Source organism: Streptomyces parvus (assembly GCF_032121415.1).
Classification (GTDB): Bacteria; Actinomycetota; Actinomycetes; order Streptomycetales; family Streptomycetaceae; genus Streptomyces; species Streptomyces globisporus_A.
Map to the genome: position 1 here is coordinate 4,080,847 of NZ_CP135079.1, position 17,315 is coordinate 4,098,161.

Below are 17,315 nucleotides of genomic sequence, written 5' to 3' on the forward strand. Positions count from 1 at the left end.
CGGAAAACGTGGAGAACCTGATTGCGCTGCTCGTCGCGGCGCCCCTGCTCGGAGCGGCGGTCCTGCTCTGCGGCGGCCGCCGGCTCGACAAGACCGGCCACTGGCTCGGCACCGCGCTCGCCGCCGCCTCGTTCGTCGTCGGACTGATCCTCTTCACCGACATGCTGGGGAAGGGCGCCGAGGACCGGGCCCTGCACCAGCACCTGTTCAGCTGGATTCCGGTCGAGGGCTTCCAGGCCGACATCGCCTTCCAGCTCGACCAGTTGTCGATGACGTTCGTCCTGCTCATCACCGGTGTGGGCACGCTGATCCACATCTACTCCATCGGTTACATGGAGCACGACGAGCGCAGGCGCCGCTTCTTCGGCTATCTCAACCTGTTCCTCGCGGCGATGCTCATCCTGGTCATCGCCGACAACTACCTGCTGCTGTACGTCGGGTGGGAGGGCGTCGGTCTGGCGTCGTTCCTGCTCATCGGCTTCTGGCAGCACAAGCCCACCGCGGCCACCGCCGCGAAGAAGGCCTTCCTGGTCAACCGGGTCGGCGACATGGGCCTGTCGATCGCCATCATGCTGATGTTCACCACCTTCGGCACCTTCGCCTTCGGGCCGGTGCTGGAGTCGGCGGGCGAGACGAGCCAGGGCAAGCTGACGGCCATCGGCCTGATGCTGCTGCTGGCCGCCTGCGGCAAGTCGGCCCAGGTGCCGCTGCAGTCCTGGCTCGGTGACGCGATGGAGGGCCCGACCCCGGTCTCCGCCCTCATCCACGCCGCGACCATGGTCACCGCCGGTGTCTATCTGATCGTCCGCTCCGGCGCGATCTTCAACGCCGCCCCGGACGCCCAGCTGGTCGTCGTCATCGTCGGTGCGGTCACGCTGATCTTCGGTGCGATCGTCGGTTGCGCGAAGGACGACATCAAGAAGGCGCTGGCCGGCTCCACGATGTCGCAGATCGGGTACATGATCCTCGCCGCGGGCCTCGGCCCCATCGGCTACATCTTCGCGATCATGCACCTGGTGACGCACGGCTTCTTCAAGGCCGGGCTCTTCCTCGGCGCGGGCTCCGTCATGCACGGCATGAACGACGAGGTCGACATGCGCAAGTACGGCGGCCTGCGGACGTACATGCCGGTCACCTTCGTCACCTTCGGGCTCGGCTATCTGGCCATCATCGGCTTCCCCGGCCTGTCCGGCTTCTTCTCCAAGGACAAGATCATCGAGGCGGCCTTCGCCAAGGGCGGCACCGAGGGCTGGATCCTCGGCTCGGTCGCCCTCCTGGGCGCCGCGATCACCGCGTTCTACATGACGCGCGTGATGCTGATGACCTTCTTCGGCGAGAAGCGCTGGCAGCCGGACGCGGACGGCCACGAGCCGCACCCGCACGAGTCCCCGAAGTCGATGACCATCCCGATGATCGTGCTGGCCTTCGGGTCGGTCTTCGCGGGCGGCTTCTTCGCCATCGGCGACCGGTTCGTCAACTGGCTGGAGCCGGTAACCGGTTACGACCACGGGCACTCCCCGCTGAGCGCGGCCACGGTCACCGGAGCCACCGTGGTGGCCCTGGTCGTCGGCGTCGGCATCGCCTGGGCGATGTACGGCCGCAAGCCCGTCCCGGTGCTCGCCCCGCGCGGCTCGGTCCTCACCCGGGCCGCCCGCCGCGATCTCCTCCAGGACGACTTCAACCACGTGGTCCTGGTCCGCGGCGGTGAGCACCTCACCCGCTCGCTGGTCTACGTGGACCACTCCCTGGTCGACGGCGTCGTCAACGGTACGGCCGCGTCCGTCGGCGGGCTCTCCGGCCGGATGCGCAAGCTCCAGAACGGCTACGCCCGCACCTACGCGGTCTCGATGTTCGGCGGTACGGCGGTCGTCATCGCCGCGACCCTGCTGATGAGGGCGGTCTGATCACATGTCCTTTCCCCTCCTGACCGCGACGGCGGCGCTCCCGGCGATCGGTGCGATCGCCACCGCCGCCGTCCCCGCCGCACGGAGCACCGCGGCCAAATGGCTCGCGCTGCTCTTCTCGCTCGGCACGCTCGTCCTGGCGGCGGTCGTCTTCCTCCGCTTCGAGCCGGGCGGCGACCGCTACCAGCTCACCGAGTCGCGGGCCTGGATCGCCGACTTCGGCGTCCGGTACGAACTGGGCGTCGACGGCATCGGGGTGGCGCTCCTCGGCCTCACCGCGCTGCTGATCCCGTTCGTCATCGTCGCCGCCTGGCACGACGCCGACCCCCTGGAGACGAAGTCCACCCGCTGGCGTCCGACGCAGGGCTTCTTCGCCCTGATCCTCATGGTCGAGGCCATGGTGATCCTGTCGTTCGTCGCGACGGACGTCTTCCTCTTCTACATCCTGTTCGAAGCCATGCTCATCCCGATGTACTTCCTCATCGGCGGCTTCGGCGACCGGGCCCACGCGGGCAGCGACGAGAGCGCGGCGACCCAGCGGTCGTACGCGGCGGTCAAGTTCCTCCTCTACAACCTGGCCGGCGGTCTGATCATGCTGGCCGCGGTCATCGGCCTCTACGTGGTCGCGGGCAGCTTCTCGCTCTCCGAGATCGCCGAGGCCCGCGCCAACGGCTCCCTGGAGATGGCGACCAGCACCGAGCGGTGGCTGTTCCTCGGGTTCTTCTTCGCCTTCGCGGTGAAGGCCCCGCTGTGGCCGCTGCACACCTGGCTGCCCAACGCGATGGGCGAGGCGACCGCCCCGGTCGCCGTGCTGATCACCGCGATCGTCGACAAGGTCGGCACCTTCGCGATGCTCCGCTTCTGCCTCGGGCTCTTCCCGGAGGCCAGCAAGTGGGCGACGCCGGTGGTCATCACCCTGGCGCTGATCTCCATCGTCTACGGGGCGCTCCTCGCGGTAGGCCAGCGCGACATCAAGCGGCTCATCGCCTACGCCTCGATCTCGCACTTCGGCTTCATCATCCTGGGCATCTTCGCGATGACCAGCCAGGGCCAGTCGGGCGCCACGCTCTACATGGTCAACCACGGCATCTCCACGGCCGCGCTGCTGCTGGTCGCCGGCTTCCTGATCACCCGGCGCGGCTCGCGGCTCATCGCGGACTACGGCGGGGTGCAGAAGGTCGCCCCCGTGCTGGCCGGGACGTTCCTCATCGGCGGGCTCGCCACCCTGTCGCTGCCCGGACTCGCCCCGTTCGTCAGTGAGTTCCTGGTCCTGGTCGGCACGTTCAGCGCGTATCCGGTGGCCGGCATCATCGCCACCTCCGGCATCGTGCTCGCAGCCCTCTACGTCCTGGTCCTCTACCAGCGCACGATGACCGGCCCGGTGCAGGAATCGGTCCGCTCCATGCCGGACCTCCGGGCTCGGGAGCTGGCGGTCGCGGTCCCGCTGATCGCCGTGCTGATCTTCCTGGGCGTCTTCCCGAAGCCGCTCACCGAGGTCGTCAACCCGGCCGTGGAGCACACCATGTCCGACGTACAGAAGAAGGACCCCCAGCCCGAGGTGGAGGCCGCCAAGTGAGCGCAACAGCTGTCCACAGTCTGTGGACGACGGCGAGCGGGGTGACAGCGGCGGCGCCGGGCGACTCGTTCACGGCGCCGAAGATCGAGTACACCCAGCTGATGCCGGTCCTGATCATCGTGGTCGCCGCCGTCCTGGGCATCCTGGTCGAGGCCTTCGTGCCGCGCCGGGCCCGCTACCACACCCAGCTCTTCCTGACCGTGGTGGCGGTCGCCGCGTCGTTCGCCGCGATCGTCGGCCTGGCCGCCGGGGGATACGGCACCACGAAGGCCCGGATCGCGGCCATGGGCGCCATCGCGATCGACGGCCCCACCCTGTTCCTGCAAGGCACCATTCTCCTGGTCGCCATGGTGGCGGTGTTCACCTTCGCCGAACGCCGGCTCGACCCCAGCAGTCACGGCAACCGCGTCGACTCGTTCGCCGCCCAGCCCGGGGCCGTACCGGGCGGCGAAGGCGAGAAGGCCGCGGTCCGGGCCGGGTTCACCACCACCGAGGTCTTCCCGCTGCTCCTGTTCTCGGTGGCGGGGCTGCTGGTCTTCCCGGCCGCCAACGACCTGCTGACCCTCTTCATCGCCCTGGAAGTCTTCTCGCTCCCGCTCTACCTCCTGTGCGCCGTCGCCCGCCGCAAGCGGCTGATGTCGCAGGAGGCGGCCGTGAAGTACTTCCTGCTCGGCGCGTTCTCCTCGGCGTTCCTCCTCTTCGGGATCGCCCTCATCTACGGCTACGCGGGCTCCCTCTCGTACGCCGAGATCGCCAACGTGGTCGACGGCTCGGTCCTGGAGATCGACCCGGCCCTGGCCGACACCATGGGCAACGACGCGCTGCTGCTCATCGGCGGCGCGATGATCCTGACCGGCCTGCTCTTCAAGGTCGGCGCGGTCCCGTTCCACATGTGGACCCCGGACGTCTACCAGGGCGCCCCGACCCCGGTCACCGGCTTCATGGCCGCCGCGACGAAGGTCGCCGCGTTCGGTGCGCTGCTGCGCCTGCTGTACGTGGCGCTGCCGGGCCTCACCTGGGACCTGCGGCCGGTCATGTGGGCGGTGGCGATCGTCACGATGCTGGGCGGCGCGATCGTCGCGATCACCCAGACCGACATCAAGCGGCTGCTGGCCTACTCCTCGATCGCGCACGCGGGCTTCATCCTCGCGGGCGTCATCGCGGCCAACCCGGAGGGCATCTCCTCGGTCCTCTTCTACCTGCTCGCCTACTCCTTCGTGACGGTCGGCGCGTTCGCCGTGGTCACGCTGGTGCGGGACGCGGGCGGGGAGGCCACCCACCTGTCGAAGTGGGCCGGCCTCGGCCGCCGCTCGCCGCTGGTGGCGGCGGTCTTCGCGGTGTTCCTGCTGGCCTTCGCGGGCATCCCGCTGACCTCCGGGTTCTCCGGCAAGTTCGCGGTGTTCAAGGCGGCAGCCGAGGGCGGGGCCGGGGCGCTGGTCGTCGTCGGTGTGATCTCGTCGGCCGTCGCGGCGTTCTTCTACATCCGTGTGATCGTCCTCATGTTCTTCAGCGAGCCGAAGGCGGACGGCCCCACGGTCGCCGTCCCGTCCCCGCTGACCATGACGACGATCGCGGTCGGCGTCGTCGTCACCCTGGTGCTGGGCCTGGCCCCGCAGTACTTCCTGGACCTGGCCGGCCAGGCGGGGGTCTTCGTGCGGTAGCCCGCGCGGGAAGCTCCGCAGTATGAGCGACGGCAGCGCCGGACGGTCGGTTGTCCACAGACCGTCCGGCGTTGTCGTCGGCTCCGCCTATCGTGGACGGGGACGGGAGCAGGACGGACAGGGCCGGGCGTGCGGACCCTCGGGGGACAGAGCATTGGGCGTGAGCATGGACCAGACCACCGGCACGGTGACCGACACCGGCGCGGGCGGCGAGAGCGAGGCGCGGCGGACGCTGCACCGCGTCTTCGGGTACGAGTCGTTCCGCGGCGAGCAGGGCGCGATCATCGAGCATGTGGTGGCGGGCGGCGACGCGGTCGTGCTCATGCCCACCGGCGGTGGAAAGTCCCTCTGCTACCAGATCCCGTCCCTGGTCCGGCGGGGCACCGGCATCGTCGTCTCCCCGCTGATCGCCCTCATGCAGGACCAGGTCGACGCCCTGCGGGCGCTCGGCGTCCGGGCCGGCTTCATGAACTCCACGCAGGACTTCGACGAGCGCCGCTCGATGGAGGCGCAGTTCCTCGCGGGCGAGCTGGACATCCTCTACCTGGCGCCCGAGCGGCTGCGCCTGGACTCCACGCTCTCCCTGCTGGCCCGGGGCGAGGTCTCCGTCTTCGCGATCGACGAGGCGCACTGCGTCGCCCAGTGGGGCCACGACTTCCGCCCGGACTATCTGGCGCTCTCCGTGCTCGGCGAGCGCTGGCCGGACGTCCCGCGCATCGCCCTGACGGCGACCGCGACGAACGCCACGCACGAGGAGATCACCCGCCGGCTCGGCATGCCGGACGCGAAGCACTTCGTCGCCAGCTTCGACCGGCCGAACATCCAGTACCGGATCGTGCCGAAGGCCGACCCCAAGAAGCAGCTGCTCTCCTTCCTCAAGGAGGAGCACGACGGGGACGCGGGCATCGTCTACTGCCTCTCGCGCAACTCCACCGAGAAGACCGCGGAGTATCTGACCCGCAACGGCATCGACGCCGTGCCGTACCACGCGGGCCTGGACGCCTCCACCCGCGCCGCGCACCAGGCGCGGTTCCTCCGGGAGGAGGGGCTCGTCGTCGTCGCGACGATCGCGTTCGGCATGGGCATCGACAAGCCTGACGTGCGTTTCGTCGCCCACATCGACCTGCCCAAGTCCGTCGAGGGGTATTACCAGGAGACCGGCCGCGCGGGCCGTGACGGGGAGCCGTCGACGGCCTGGATGGCGTACGGACTCCAGGACGTCGTCCAGCAGCGCAAGCTCATCCAGGGCGGCGAGGGCGACGAGGCCTTCCGCCGCCGGGCCGCCTCCCATCTCGACTCGATGCTGGCCCTGTGCGAGACGGTCCAGTGCCGCAGGGCCCAGCTGCTGACCTACTTCGGCCAGGAGCCCACGGCCTCCGCCTGCGGCAACTGCGACACCTGTCTCACCCCGCCGGAGACGTGGGACGGCACGATCGTCTCCCAGAAGCTGCTCTCCACGGTGGTGCGGCTGAAGCGCGAGCGGAACCAGAAGTTCGGCGCGGGCCAGATCATCGACATCCTGCTGGGCCGCAAGACCGCGAAGGTCATCCAGTTCGACCACGACCAGCTCTCCGTCTTCGGCATCGGCGAGGAGCTGGCCGAGGCGGAGTGGCGCGGAGTGGTCCGCCAACTGCTGGCCCAGGGACTGCTGGCGGTCGAGGGCGAGTACGGCACGCTGGTCCTGACCGAGGAGAGCGCGACGGTGCTGGGCCGGGAGCGGGAGGTGCTGCTCCGCAAGGAGCCGAAGAAGCCGACGTCCCGCTCGTCGTCCTCGGCTGGCGGCGGCAGGGGCGCCAAGGGCAAGGCGGCCGCCGCCGACCTCCCCGAGTCCGCCGTCCCGGTCTTCGAGGCACTTCGCGCCTGGCGCGGGGCGACGGCGAAGGAACAGGGCGTCCCGGCGTATGTGATCTTCCACGACGCGACGCTGCGGGAGATCGCGACCCTCCACCCGACGACGGTCGGGGAGCTGGGAGGCATCAGCGGCCTGGGCGAGAAGAAGCTCGCGACGTACGGGGAGGGCGTGCTGGAGGTCCTGGCCCAGACGTCCCCCGCAGCGGCCCCGCAGACCCCTGCGGCCCCGGCCCCCGCAACCGGCACGGCGTCCCCGGCCCGCACCGCGACCCCGGCCGCCCCGCAGCACGGCGACCCCGAGTTCACCTGGGACGAGGAACCGCCCGAGTACGAGTGAGGCGCGTACCGGGCGGCGGTGCCGACAGGGCGGCGGGACCTGCTCCGGGTCCGCCGCCCGGCTGCGGCGGGCCGTGATCGCCGTCAGATCCAGGTCCATGGTGAGATCGCCCTGCTCGTCCGGGACGCCGAACACCCGGGGCCCGGGCGCTGAGCCGGGGACCCGCTCCCGTCCCGCCCGGCCTACCGGGGGCGGCCGGGACGGGTCAGGCGGGCACCGCCGCGGGTCACGCCGGCCAGGTGCCTGTGACGCGCCGGGCCGCCTGGGCGCCCGAGCGTTCGACGGTGGCCTTGACCACGGCGAAGATCGCGCCCTGTACGGCGGCGGCGAGAAGGATCTGGCGCCACGGACGGTCCTCGTCGAGGGCGTCGGGGGCGTCGCCCTCGCCTTCGATGACCTTCCACGTCTGTTTGAACACGGCGCTCGCGATCATGCCGCTGACCGCGCCGAGAGCGAACCCCATCGGCTTGTAGGCGAGCTTGGACGCCTTCACTTCTTACCTCCCCGGCCGCGGCGTATCAGCAGGAAGGCGACCAGCAGTGCGCCTCCGGCGAGGAGCGGGGCCCGGTTGGCGCGGGCGCCCTTCGCGGCGCGGTCCGCCTTCTCCAGCAGCGGGTCGGGGGTCCGGTCCACCGCGAACTGCCCGGCCCGGGCCGCGCTTTCACGCACCTGCGTGGCGGCCTGTGCGGTCTTCTCCTGCACGGGGTCCGGAGTCCTGTCCTTCACCGCCTGTGCGGCCTGCGCTGTCTTCTCCCGGATCTGGGCGGTGGCCGACGCGGCGTGTTCCTTGACCGCCGCGGTCTTCTCGGCGGCCAGCTCCCTCAGTTCGGCAGACTTCTCCGCGGCCTGCTCCTTCAGCTCGGCCGTCTTCTCGGCGGCCTGCTTCTTCGCCGTCGCGGCCTTCTCCTTCGCCTGCGCCTTGACGTCGGCCTTGCCCGCCAATGCCTCGACGGTCCGGCCGAGTTCGTCGCGCGTGCTCTCGACCTGCTGGCGCAGTTCCTCGGGGGTGGGCGAACCCATCGTGTTCTGCGACTCGTCGTTCATCGGTGAGCCCTCTCCTTGACCTCGGCCAGATCGGCCTTGACGCTGTCGATGGTCTGCTCAGGGGCGGGGGTTCCGGCCCGGGCGACCTGCTTCTTCCCCGCAAGGGCGGCCGCTCCGGCCACCGCGGCCAGCACCGCCGTGACGACGAGCGCCGCCGCCCACAGGGGAAGGGCCAGCGCGAGCGCGGCGATGCAGGTCGCCACGAGGGCCTGGGCCGCCAGGACGCCGACGATTCCCGCGGCGCCGAACAGGCCGCCGCCCTTACCGAAGCGCCTGCCCTTCTCCGCCATCTCCGAACGTGCCAGCCGCATTTCCTCGCGGACCAGTTCCGATATCTGCTGCGAGGCACGTGAGACGAGAACGCCCACCGGCTCATCGCCGGTGGTGGGGGTCTGCCGTCCTGCTGTGCTCATGAGGTCACTTGGCCCTTCCCGGTCGGAATCGGCACGCGAAAGCGGAGCGCCGCGATGGAACCTCCGCATCCGGATGTGTGCTGCTGTCGCCCGGGTACCCTCCGACCGCGTTCGCACTCATCCCGCGGCGAGACACCGGAAACACTCCCCGGCCGGTTCCCTGTCGGCGCCGGCCTCGGGTGGGCCCATCAGTCCCCGCCGCCTCCGCAGCCGCCCCCGCCTCCGTCGCTCCAGCCTCCGCCGTCGCCGCTCCCGCCGCTGGACTGGTTCTGGCGGACGTTGTGGTGGACCGCCGAGGCGAACCACAGGGCGCGGCGTACGGTCTTCATCGCGGAGCGGCCTTCGCGGCCGGCGGTGGTGAGGGTGCCGGCGAGGCCGGCCGCCGAGACGAGCCCGGCCAGGGCGCGGCTGCGCTGGTCCGGGAAGCCCCGGGCCTCCGCCTGGCCGAAGCGCCAGCGGGTCGCGCCGGTCAGGTCGGGGTCGCCCGGGAAGTGGCGCTGGTAGGGGAAGAGGCCCAGGAAGCGGCGGGTCTCGCGGCGCAGGAGGCCGCGTTCCACCAGGTGGTCCAGGTGGCGTTCCTCGGCGTTGCGGCCGTGCAGCCGGATCCAGCTCTTGGCGCTGGTCCCCGGGCGGAAGCGCTTCTTCTTGTCGGGCGGCGGGTCGAGCGTGCGCAGCAGCGAGGCGAGCAGCGGGTGGGCCGGGTCCAGGGGGTCGACCACCTGGACCCGGCCGCGCTCCTCGCGTATCCGGCCCTGGAGCTCCAGCTCGGCGAGGACCGCGCCCGCCGTGCCGTACCGCAGATACGCGCGGTCGCAGAGCGGTTTGCCGCGCTCGGGGTCCAGCGTCAGCAGGAGCAGTTCCTCGGGCAGGGTCAGGGCGGAGGTGTCCTGCGTCATGGCGCGGTGACGATCCTTCCGGTGACGTCACCGAGGCCCACGCGGGTGCCGTGCGGGCCGGGGGCCCAGGCGGTCAGCGTGACCGTGTCGCCGTCCTCCAGGAACGTCCGCTTGCCCTCGGTCAGTTCGAGCGCGTCGCGGCCGTTCCAGGTCAGCTCCAGGAGCGAGCCGCGCTGGGCCGGCTCGGGGCCGCTGACCGTGCCGGAGCCGTACAGGTCGCCGGTGCGCAGCGACGCGCCGTTGACCGTCATGTGCGCGAGCTGCTGGGCCGCCGTCCAGTACATCGAGGCGAACGGCGGCTCGGCGACGGCCCGGCCGTTGATCTCGACGGTGATCCGGATGTCGAAGCCGCCCGGCTCCTCGTCCTCGGCGTCGTCGAGGTAGGGAAGGAGCGGGACGTCCCGGGCGGGCGGGGCGGTGCGGGCCGCGTCCAGGGCCTCCAGCGGGGTGACCCAGGCGGAGACGGAGGTGGCGAAGGACTTGCCGAGGAACGGGCCGAGCGGCACGTACTCCCAGGCCTGGAGGTCGCGCGCGGACCAGTCGTTGAGGAGCGAGAGCCCGAAGACGTGCTCGCGGAAGTCGGCCAGCGGGACCGGGGTGCCGTGCGCGGAGGGGACGCCGACGACGAAGCCGACCTCGGCCTCGATGTCGAGCTTCACCGAGGGCCCGAAGACGGGGGCCGGGTCGGTGGGGGTCTTGCGCTGGCCGCTGGGGCGTACGACGTCGGTGCCGGAGACCACGACGGTGCCGGAGCGGCCGTGGTAACCGATCGGCAGGTGCTTCCAGTTGGGGGTCAGCGCGTCGCCGTCCGGCCGGAAGATCCTGCCGACGTTGGTGGCGTGGTGCTCGCTGGCGTAGAAGTCGACGTAGTCCGCCACCTCGTACGGCAGGTGCAGGGTGACCGCGTCCACCGGGTGCAGCAGCGGCTCGATGTCCGCGCGGTGGGCGGGGACGGTCAGCCAGGCGGTGAGCGCGCGGCGCACATCGCTCCAGGCGGTGCGGCCCGCCGCGAGCAGCGGCATCAGGCTCGGCTGGGCCAGCAGTCCCGCGTAGGGGGAGCCCAGCGCGTGGGCGGCGGCCCCGGCGTCCAGGACGTGGTTTCCGATACGGACGCCGACCCGGCGGACGTCGGGGTGGTCGGGGGTGGAGAACACACCGTACGGAAGGTTGTGCGGGCCGAAGGGGTCGCCCTCGGCCAGATCGAGCGGACTGCTCTGCTCGGGCATGTGGTGCTGCCTCGCTTTCCAGGTCGCGTTGGGGGACACGTTACGTCGGGGCTCCTACCCAGCGGCAGTGCCCTGACCATCCCCAACTGTGCGTATTGCCCGGAAAGTTCATCGCTTCCCGCCGGTCCCTCCGGGAGATCCGGGGGGACCGGGTGGGAAACACGTACGCCGCTCAGCCCGCCGTGCGCGGAATGCGCTTCTCCCAGGTGCGGTGGAAGACGACCTCCTCGCCGTCCTTGCAGATCACCTCGTCGGAGGTGATGAAATCGTGCTCGTCGGCCGCGATCTCGGAGCGGGTCTCGATCCGTGCGTCCCAGGCCGCCTCGGGACGGTGCAGCCGGATCGTCCAGTCGCTGCGGGTCCGTGCGGAGAGCGGGTCGTCCTGCTGGATCGTGTACGTCTCCAGGGCGTCCTCGGTGAATTCGAGGCCGTCGGGGTAGACGCGCGTGCCGCCGTAGCGGGGATCGACCTCCAGGCGCCATTCGCCCTTGGCGACATCCCGGACGACGAGGCGTTCGGGGCGCGGCTCCTCCAGGGTGACCGGGTGGACCACGCCGAGCGGTTCGGACTGTTCCGGTTCGCCGAAGGTGATCGCCGGGTCCTCGGTGTGGCGGCGCACCGGCAGCTCGACGAAGCTCCCGTCGGCGTCCAGGGTGAAGCCCGCCGAACCGGCCTGGGGCCAGATCCAGGGCCAGTACGCGGACGAGATCGCGATCCGGATGCGGTGGCCGGGCGGGAAGGTGTGCCCGATGCCGTTGAGGTCGAAGACCACGTCCTCACTCTCGCCGGGCGTCCAGTCGTCGGTGCGGTCGCGGCCGTGCCGGGCGGCGAGGTTGAGGACGCCCCGGGTGACGAGCGTCGAGGCGCCGTCGGGGGCGACGTCGCAGAGCCGGGCGATGGCCTGGCCGCGGGTTGCGTCCATCCGGATGCGGAGCCTCACCCGGGGGCGGCCGAGGATCTCGATCGGCGCGTCCGTGACGGGGAATTCGAACGACACCGATTTGGCGTCCTCGTCCCGCTGGTCCGGGGGCAGGTCCGCCTCGTTGCCGAACGGGAAGAAGCGGCCCGCGTCCAGGCCGGTCTGCTGCGGCGAGGCGACGATCCGCTCGCCGCCCTGGAGGGCGTACGCCACCGGGTTCACGTTCTCCGAGGGCCAGGAGGCGTCCCCGACCCAGCGGCCGGGCAGCGTCTCGTACACCGTGGCGGGCGGGTGCGAGCCGCTGATCCAGGACCGCAGCAGCGGCTCCCGCATCACGCCCGTCTCCTTTCCCTTGAGGTGCTGGTCCCACCAGCGCAGCGTCTCCTGGAGGAAGCCGATCGCGGGCCCCGGCGGCAGGCCGCGGTCAGGGTACTGGTGCGACCACGGCCCGATGATCCCCCGCACCTGACCGGGGTCGAGGTGCTCGACGAGCCGCAGGACGGTGTCGCGGTACGGGTCGTGCCAGCCTCCGACCGCCAGGACGCTCGCCTTGATCGCGCCGTAGTCCTCGCAGACGCTGCCGTGCTTCCAGTAGGCGTCGCGGCTCTGGTGGGCGAGCCAGGTGTGGCTGAAGGGCTCGACCGCCTCCAGTCGCTTCAGCCACATCTCCTTCCACTCGTCGCCGACCTGCGCCGGGTCCGGCGGGCGGCAGACGAAGGCGAGCATGGTGGCCGCCCAGGCGTGCATGTCCACGGCGAGGACCGAGCCGCCCATGTAGTGGACGTCGTTGTCGTAGCGGTCGTCGGCCGAGCAGACGGTGACGATCGCCTTCAGCGGCTCGGGGGCGAGCGCGGCGATCTGGAGCGAGTTGAAGCCGCCCCAGGAGATCCCGAACATCCCGACCCGGCCCGAGCACCACTCCTGCTGGGCCAGCCAGTGGATGACGGCGACCCCGTCGGCCAGCTCCTGCGCGTCGTACTCGTCGCCCGGCAGCCCCTCGCTGTTGCCGTGCCCCCGGACGTCGACCCGTACGGAGGCGTAGCCGTGGCCCGCGTACCAGGGGTGGCGCTGCCAGTCGCGGGGCGCGGTCCAGTCGCTGAGCCGGTAGGGCAGGTACTCCAGGAGGGCGGGGACCGGTTCGTCGGTCAGCGGCCGCCAGATCCGGGCGTAGAGCCGGGTGCCGTCGGGCAGCGGGATGCGGACGTCCTCGTGGGTGGTCTCGTACGGGAAGTCGGTCGTGATGTTCATGGGTCACCTCGGTGGGGGGCGGGGTGCTGGAGAGGCGTACAGGGTCAGTGGACGGGGTGCATCGTGCGCTTCAGCCAGGGCGCGGCCAGGATCATCGCCACGCCGGCCGCGACCGCGATCGCCCCGTTGACGCCGAAGTACGCGGGGTTGGAGACCTCGCCGTACAGCTTCACGATCTGGGCCTGGATGCCGTTGGCCAGGGCGAGGGAGAGGAACCACAGGGCCATCGTCTGGCTGGCGAACGCCTTCGGGGCGAGCTTGGTGGTGGCGGACATCCCGGAGGTCTCCAGCAGGATGTCGCCGAGCCCGAGCAGCAGGTACGAGCCGACGATCCACCAGGCCGCCATGCGGTACGTGTCGTCGGCGTGCCCGGAGGTCGGCAGGACCATCAGGAGGAAGGAGAGCCCGCCGAGGATCACACCGAACGCGATCTTGTTGGAGGCGTGCGGCTGGCGGGTGCCCATCCGGGCCCAGACGGCGGCGACGACCGGGGCGAGCGCGACCTCGAAGGCGCCGAGCGCGGAGGCGTACCAGCTGGCCGGGAAGGTGAAGCCGAGGATCTCGGTCCGGGCGTTGGTCGACGCGAGCAGCATCATCGTCGAGTACGCCTGGAAGAGGATGAAGTTGAAGACGACGGACCCGAGGAAGAGGACGACGTACGGGCGGAGCCTGCCGCGCTCCTCGGCGGTGACCCGGGGGGAGCGGAACATCACCGCGAAGTAGACGACCGGGGCGATCACCGAGACGACGGTGAGCACGTCGACGAAGCGGTCCATCGTCAGCCAGCCCGCCAGGGCCAGCGCGGTGGCGGCGAGGGCGACCACGACCGCCCCGCCGACGATCAGCAGGACCGCGCGGCGCATCGCCTCGGGGGCCAGCGCGAACTCGGCCGCGTGCTTGCGCCCGGCCAGGTGACGGCGGCCCGCGACGTACTGGATCAGACCGAAGGTCATGCCGATCGCGGCGGCCGAGAAGCCCCAGTGCCAGCTCCAGTGCTCGCCGAGCCAGCCGGTGATCAGCGGTCCGGCGAACGCGCCGATGTTGATGCCCATGTAGTAGAGGGCGAAGCCGGCGTCGCGCCGTTCGTCGTCGGTGCGGTAGAGCTTGCCGACCATGGAGGCCACATTGGGCTTGAGCAGGCCCGTTCCGGCGCTGATCAGGCCGAGACCCACCCAGGTCATGGCGTCGGTGGGGACGGCCATGGAGTAGTGGCCGCAGGCGATGAGGACGCCGCCGTAGAGCACGGCCCGGTACGAGCCGAGGATCCGGTCGGCCAGCCAGCCACCCGCCACGGAGACCAGATAGACCAGCGTCCCGTAGGCGGCGGAGACGGACGCGGCGGTGCCGGGGTCCATGCCCATGCCGCCGTCTCTGACGGTGTCGGCGAAGAACAGCACCAGAATGGCCTGCATGCCCAGGAACGAGAACCGTTCCCAGACCTCCAGGCCGGACAGGGTCATCAGGCCCCGCGGCTGCCCGAAGAAGGCGTGGTCGTCCTCGGGCGGCGGCTGGGTCGGCTCGGTGGCGGCGGTGCTGTGGGACAAAACAGTGACTCCTGATCGTATGAGCTGATCCCGAACATACCGGCGGTCATGGGAAGCCGCCCACGGTGATCCATAGAGGACCGGATACGCTGAAGTCGATTCGAGAGACAGCGACACATCGACATTGCGTGTGATCGTCAGCAGACAGGAGATGCCCCCGTGACCGTCGTCGGGCCGTTCGGACTGCACGTGCGGGACCAGGCTCTTGAGGCCGATGTCCAGTCGGGCCTGGCCGCTGTCGAGGCAGGGCTGCTCGAAGCCACCAAGAGCGATGTCCCGTTCATCACGGACGCCGCCCAGCACCTGGTGCGTGCCGGGGGCAAGAGGTTCCGTCCCTTGCTGGTCATGCTCGCGTCACAGTTCGGGGATCCCGACGCGCCGGGAGTCGTCCCCTCGGCCGTCGTCGTCGAGCTCACCCATCTGGCCACGCTCTACCACGACGACGTGATGGACGAGGCCGACGTGCGGCGCGGGGTGCCCAGCGCCAACACCCGCTGGGGCAACTCGGTCGCCGTCCTCACCGGCGACTTCCTCTTCGCCCGCGCCTCCCACATCCTGGCCGACCTCGGCCCCGATGCCGTCCGCATCCAGGCGGAGGCCTTCGAGCGGCTCGTCACCGGCCAGATCCTGGAGACCGCGGGCCCGCGCGACGGCCGCGACCCGGTCGACCACTACCTGGACGTGCTCAGCGGCAAGACCGGCTCGCTGGTCGCCGTCTCCGGCCGGTTCGGGGCGCTGATGTCCGGCGCCGACGAGCGGACCGTGGACGTCCTCACCCAGTACGGGGAACGGCTCGGCATCGCCTTCCAGCTCGCCGACGACGTCCTCGACATCGCCTCCGACTCCCACGAGTCCGGCAAGACCCCCGGCACCGACCTGCGCGAGGGCATCCCGACGCTCCCGGTCCTGCGGCTGCGCGCCCAGGCGGCGGCCGAGGGCAAGCCCGACGACCTGGAGCTCGTGGAACTGCTCGACGGTGACCTGAGCAGCGACGACGCCCTGGCCGAGGTGCTGCGCCGGCTGCGCGCCCACCCGGCGCTGGAGCAGGCCCGCCAGGACACCGTGCGCTACGCCCAGGAGGCGCGCGCCACGCTCGCCCCGCTGCCCGAGGGGTACGCGAAGGCCGCGCTGGAGGAGCTGTGCGACGCCGTGGTGCATCGCGCGGGCTGAGGCCGCGCCCGACCCTGCCCGCCGCCGGCTGAGGCGGTGTCACCGGGTGGCCCACCCCTACGGGATGGCGTACACGCCCCCTTCGGTTGTCATACCGGAGCAGTAGGCGGAGTTGATTCCCCGGGCTGACGCTTCGAACCGTCCGATTTGGTCAGATGGTTATCAACGGAAGCCGCCGACCACGGAGGTAGGGCACACCATGGCACCGAACGACAGCGCAGAGACCACCGGCGAGGCCACGAGCACTGTCGTGGGCCGCCGGAAGGCGGCGCGCTACATCGTCCCCGTCGCAGTCGCGGGGGTGGCGGCCGCGACCATCGGTCTCGTCCCGGCGCTCGCGAGCTCGGGCGACCCGGACCTGCCGAAGATCAGCGCACAGGAACTCATCGAGAAGATCGCCGCTTCCGACGAGGAGCAGCTCTCCGGCACGTTCAAGATCAGCACCGATCTCGGCCTGCCCTTGGACGGCCTCGCGGGCTCGCTCGTACCGGGCGGCGAGGGCGGCGGCGACAAGGACGGCGGCGCGGCGGCCCCGCAGGACAAGCTCATGGAGCTGACGTCCGGCACGCACACGCTGCGGGTGGCCGCCGACGGCCCGGAGCGGCAGAAGCTCTCCATCCTCGGGGACGCGTCCGAGTACAGCGTCATCCACAACCGGGGCGAGGTCTGGGCGTACGACAGCAAGTCCGACGAGGTCTACCACGCCGAGGCCCCCGAGGGCCGGGAGGGCGGCCACGCGGAGAAGGCTCCGAAGGCGCCCGAGGGTGCTCCGGCCACCCCGAAGGACTTCGCCGAGCAGGCGCTCGCGGCGGCCGGGGACACCACATCGGTGACCGTGGACGGTACGGCGCAGGTCGCCGGGCGGGACGCGTACCAGCTGCTGATCAAGCCGAAGCAGTCCGGTTCGACGATCGGCTCGGTCCGGATCGCCGTGGACGCCGAGAACGGCGTACCGCTGAAGTTCACCCTGTCCGCGGCGAGCGGCGGCAAGGCCGTGGTCGACGCCGGGTTCACCAAGGTCGACTTCTCCAAGCCTGCGGCGTCCACGTTCGCCTTCACGCCGCCCAAGGGCGCCGAGGTGACCGAGGCCGACGAGCCGGCGACCGGCAAGGACGAGCGCGGAGCGGCGCAGAAGGCGCTGCCCGGACAGCTGGCCGAGCTGGACGGCTTCGCGGGCGAGGGGGGCTTCAACGTCATCGGGAAGGGCTGGACCTCGATCGCCGAGATCAAGTCGCCCGACGGCAAGGGCCTCCCCGAGGCGGGCTCGGGCGACATGCCGGCCGAGGCGCAGGGCTTCCTCGACGCGCTCGGCGACAAGGTCACCGGGAAGTTCGGCTCGGGCACGGTCTTCAAGACGCGCCTGGTCAACGCCCTGATGACGGATGACGGCTCGGTGTACGTCGGAGCGGTGACGAAGGACGCGCTGGTGCGTGCGGCCGACGCCGCCGCGAAGTAGAACCTTTCCAGGGGCACCCTGGACACCCGGCCGCCGCGGCCTCCACGCACCCGCGTGGAGGCCGCGGCGG

At 71.1% G+C, this 17,315-nt stretch carries 13 protein-coding genes; 6 read left to right on the forward strand and 7 right to left on the reverse strand.

Annotated elements, in window-relative coordinates; translation table 11 throughout:
• Positions 1-8 precede the first annotated feature (8 nt).
• The 4 genes from nuoL (at position 9) to recQ (ending at position 7,329) form a co-directional block, all read left to right on the forward strand.
• Entirely contained in the window at positions 9-1,904 is a 1,896-nt protein-coding gene (nuoL, locus tag RNL97_RS19490) for an NADH-quinone oxidoreductase subunit L (RefSeq protein WP_243314770.1), read from the forward strand.
• A gap of 4 nt (positions 1,905-1,908) precedes the next feature.
• Positions 1,909-3,480, forward strand: a complete 1,572-nt coding sequence (locus tag RNL97_RS19495) for an NADH-quinone oxidoreductase subunit M (RefSeq protein WP_030578341.1) — start codon at positions 1,909-1,911, stop codon at positions 3,478-3,480.
• Positions 3,477-5,141 carry an NADH-quinone oxidoreductase subunit NuoN gene (nuoN, locus tag RNL97_RS19500; protein ID WP_243314772.1) on the forward strand — a complete coding sequence of 555 codons (1,665 nt, stop codon included), beginning with the start codon at positions 3,477-3,479 and terminating at the stop codon, positions 5,139-5,141. The genes RNL97_RS19495 and nuoN overlap by 4 nt, the downstream gene beginning before the upstream one ends.
• A gap of 166 nt (positions 5,142-5,307) precedes the next feature.
• Entirely contained in the window at positions 5,308-7,329 is a 2,022-nt protein-coding gene (gene recQ / locus RNL97_RS19505) for a DNA helicase RecQ (protein WP_030578337.1), read from the forward strand.
• A 226-nt stretch (positions 7,330-7,555) separates the two neighbouring features.
• Here the strand turns inward: recQ and RNL97_RS19510 are convergent, their stop codons facing one another.
• The 7 genes from RNL97_RS19510 to RNL97_RS19540 form a co-directional block, all read right to left on the reverse strand.
• A complete protein-coding gene (locus tag RNL97_RS19510; protein WP_030578334.1) occupies positions 7,556-7,822 on the reverse strand; it encodes a DUF4235 domain-containing protein in 267 nt (88 codons plus the stop codon).
• A complete protein-coding gene (locus RNL97_RS19515) occupies positions 7,819-8,373 on the reverse strand; it encodes a DUF3618 domain-containing protein (protein ID WP_030578331.1) in 555 nt (184 codons plus the stop codon). Before RNL97_RS19515 ends, RNL97_RS19510 begins: the two co-directional genes overlap by 4 nt.
• Entirely contained in the window at positions 8,370-8,786 is a 417-nt protein-coding gene (locus RNL97_RS19520) for a phage holin family protein (RefSeq protein WP_030578327.1), read from the reverse strand. The genes RNL97_RS19515 and RNL97_RS19520 overlap by 4 nt, the downstream gene beginning before the upstream one ends.
• 188 nt (positions 8,787-8,974) lie before the next feature.
• Entirely contained in the window at positions 8,975-9,682 is a 708-nt protein-coding gene (locus RNL97_RS19525; RefSeq protein ID WP_243314773.1) for a GOLPH3/VPS74 family protein, read from the reverse strand.
• Complete coding sequence (fahA, locus tag RNL97_RS19530; RefSeq protein ID WP_030578321.1) at positions 9,679-10,908, reverse strand: fumarylacetoacetase; 1,230 nt, start codon at positions 10,906-10,908, stop codon at positions 9,679-9,681. Before fahA ends, RNL97_RS19525 begins: the two co-directional genes overlap by 4 nt.
• A gap of 172 nt (positions 10,909-11,080) precedes the next feature.
• On the reverse strand, positions 11,081-13,075 hold the full coding sequence (locus RNL97_RS19535; RefSeq protein WP_030578318.1) for a CocE/NonD family hydrolase: 1,995 nt from the start codon (positions 13,073-13,075) through the stop codon (positions 11,081-11,083).
• 44 nt (positions 13,076-13,119) lie between these two features.
• Entirely contained in the window at positions 13,120-14,619 is a 1,500-nt protein-coding gene (locus RNL97_RS19540; RefSeq protein WP_030578315.1) for a peptide MFS transporter, read from the reverse strand.
• 159 nt (positions 14,620-14,778) lie between these two features.
• Between RNL97_RS19540 and RNL97_RS19545 the strand changes: the two genes are divergently transcribed.
• Complete coding sequence (locus RNL97_RS19545; protein WP_030578312.1) at positions 14,779-15,789, forward strand: polyprenyl synthetase family protein; 1,011 nt, start codon at positions 14,779-14,781, stop codon at positions 15,787-15,789.
• Positions 15,790-15,988: 199 nt separating this feature from the next.
• Positions 15,989-17,245: a LolA family protein gene (locus RNL97_RS19550; RefSeq protein WP_243314777.1), complete on the forward strand. Its 1,257-nt coding sequence runs from the start codon at positions 15,989-15,991 to the stop codon at positions 17,243-17,245.
• Positions 17,246-17,315: the final 70 nt, after the last annotated feature.

Coding starts and splice junctions, on each gene's coding strand:
- RNL97_RS19495 (WP_030578341.1), top strand. CDS start 1,909: ATGTCCTTTCCCCTCCTGACCGCGACGGCGGCGCTCCCGGCGATCGGT.
- recQ (WP_030578337.1), top strand. CDS start 5,308: ATGGACCAGACCACCGGCACGGTGACCGACACCGGCGCGGGCGGCGAG.
- RNL97_RS19515 (WP_030578331.1), bottom strand. CDS start 8,373: ATGAACGACGAGTCGCAGAACACGATGGGTTCGCCCACCCCCGAGGAA.
- RNL97_RS19520 (WP_030578327.1), bottom strand. CDS start 8,786: ATGAGCACAGCAGGACGGCAGACCCCCACCACCGGCGATGAGCCGGTG.
- RNL97_RS19525 (WP_243314773.1), bottom strand. CDS start 9,682: ATGACGCAGGACACCTCCGCCCTGACCCTGCCCGAGGAACTGCTCCTG.
- fahA (WP_030578321.1), bottom strand. CDS start 10,908: ATGCCCGAGCAGAGCAGTCCGCTCGATCTGGCCGAGGGCGACCCCTTC.
- RNL97_RS19535 (WP_030578318.1), bottom strand. CDS start 13,075: ATGAACATCACGACCGACTTCCCGTACGAGACCACCCACGAGGACGTC.
- RNL97_RS19550 (WP_243314777.1), top strand. CDS start 15,989: ATGGCACCGAACGACAGCGCAGAGACCACCGGCGAGGCCACGAGCACT.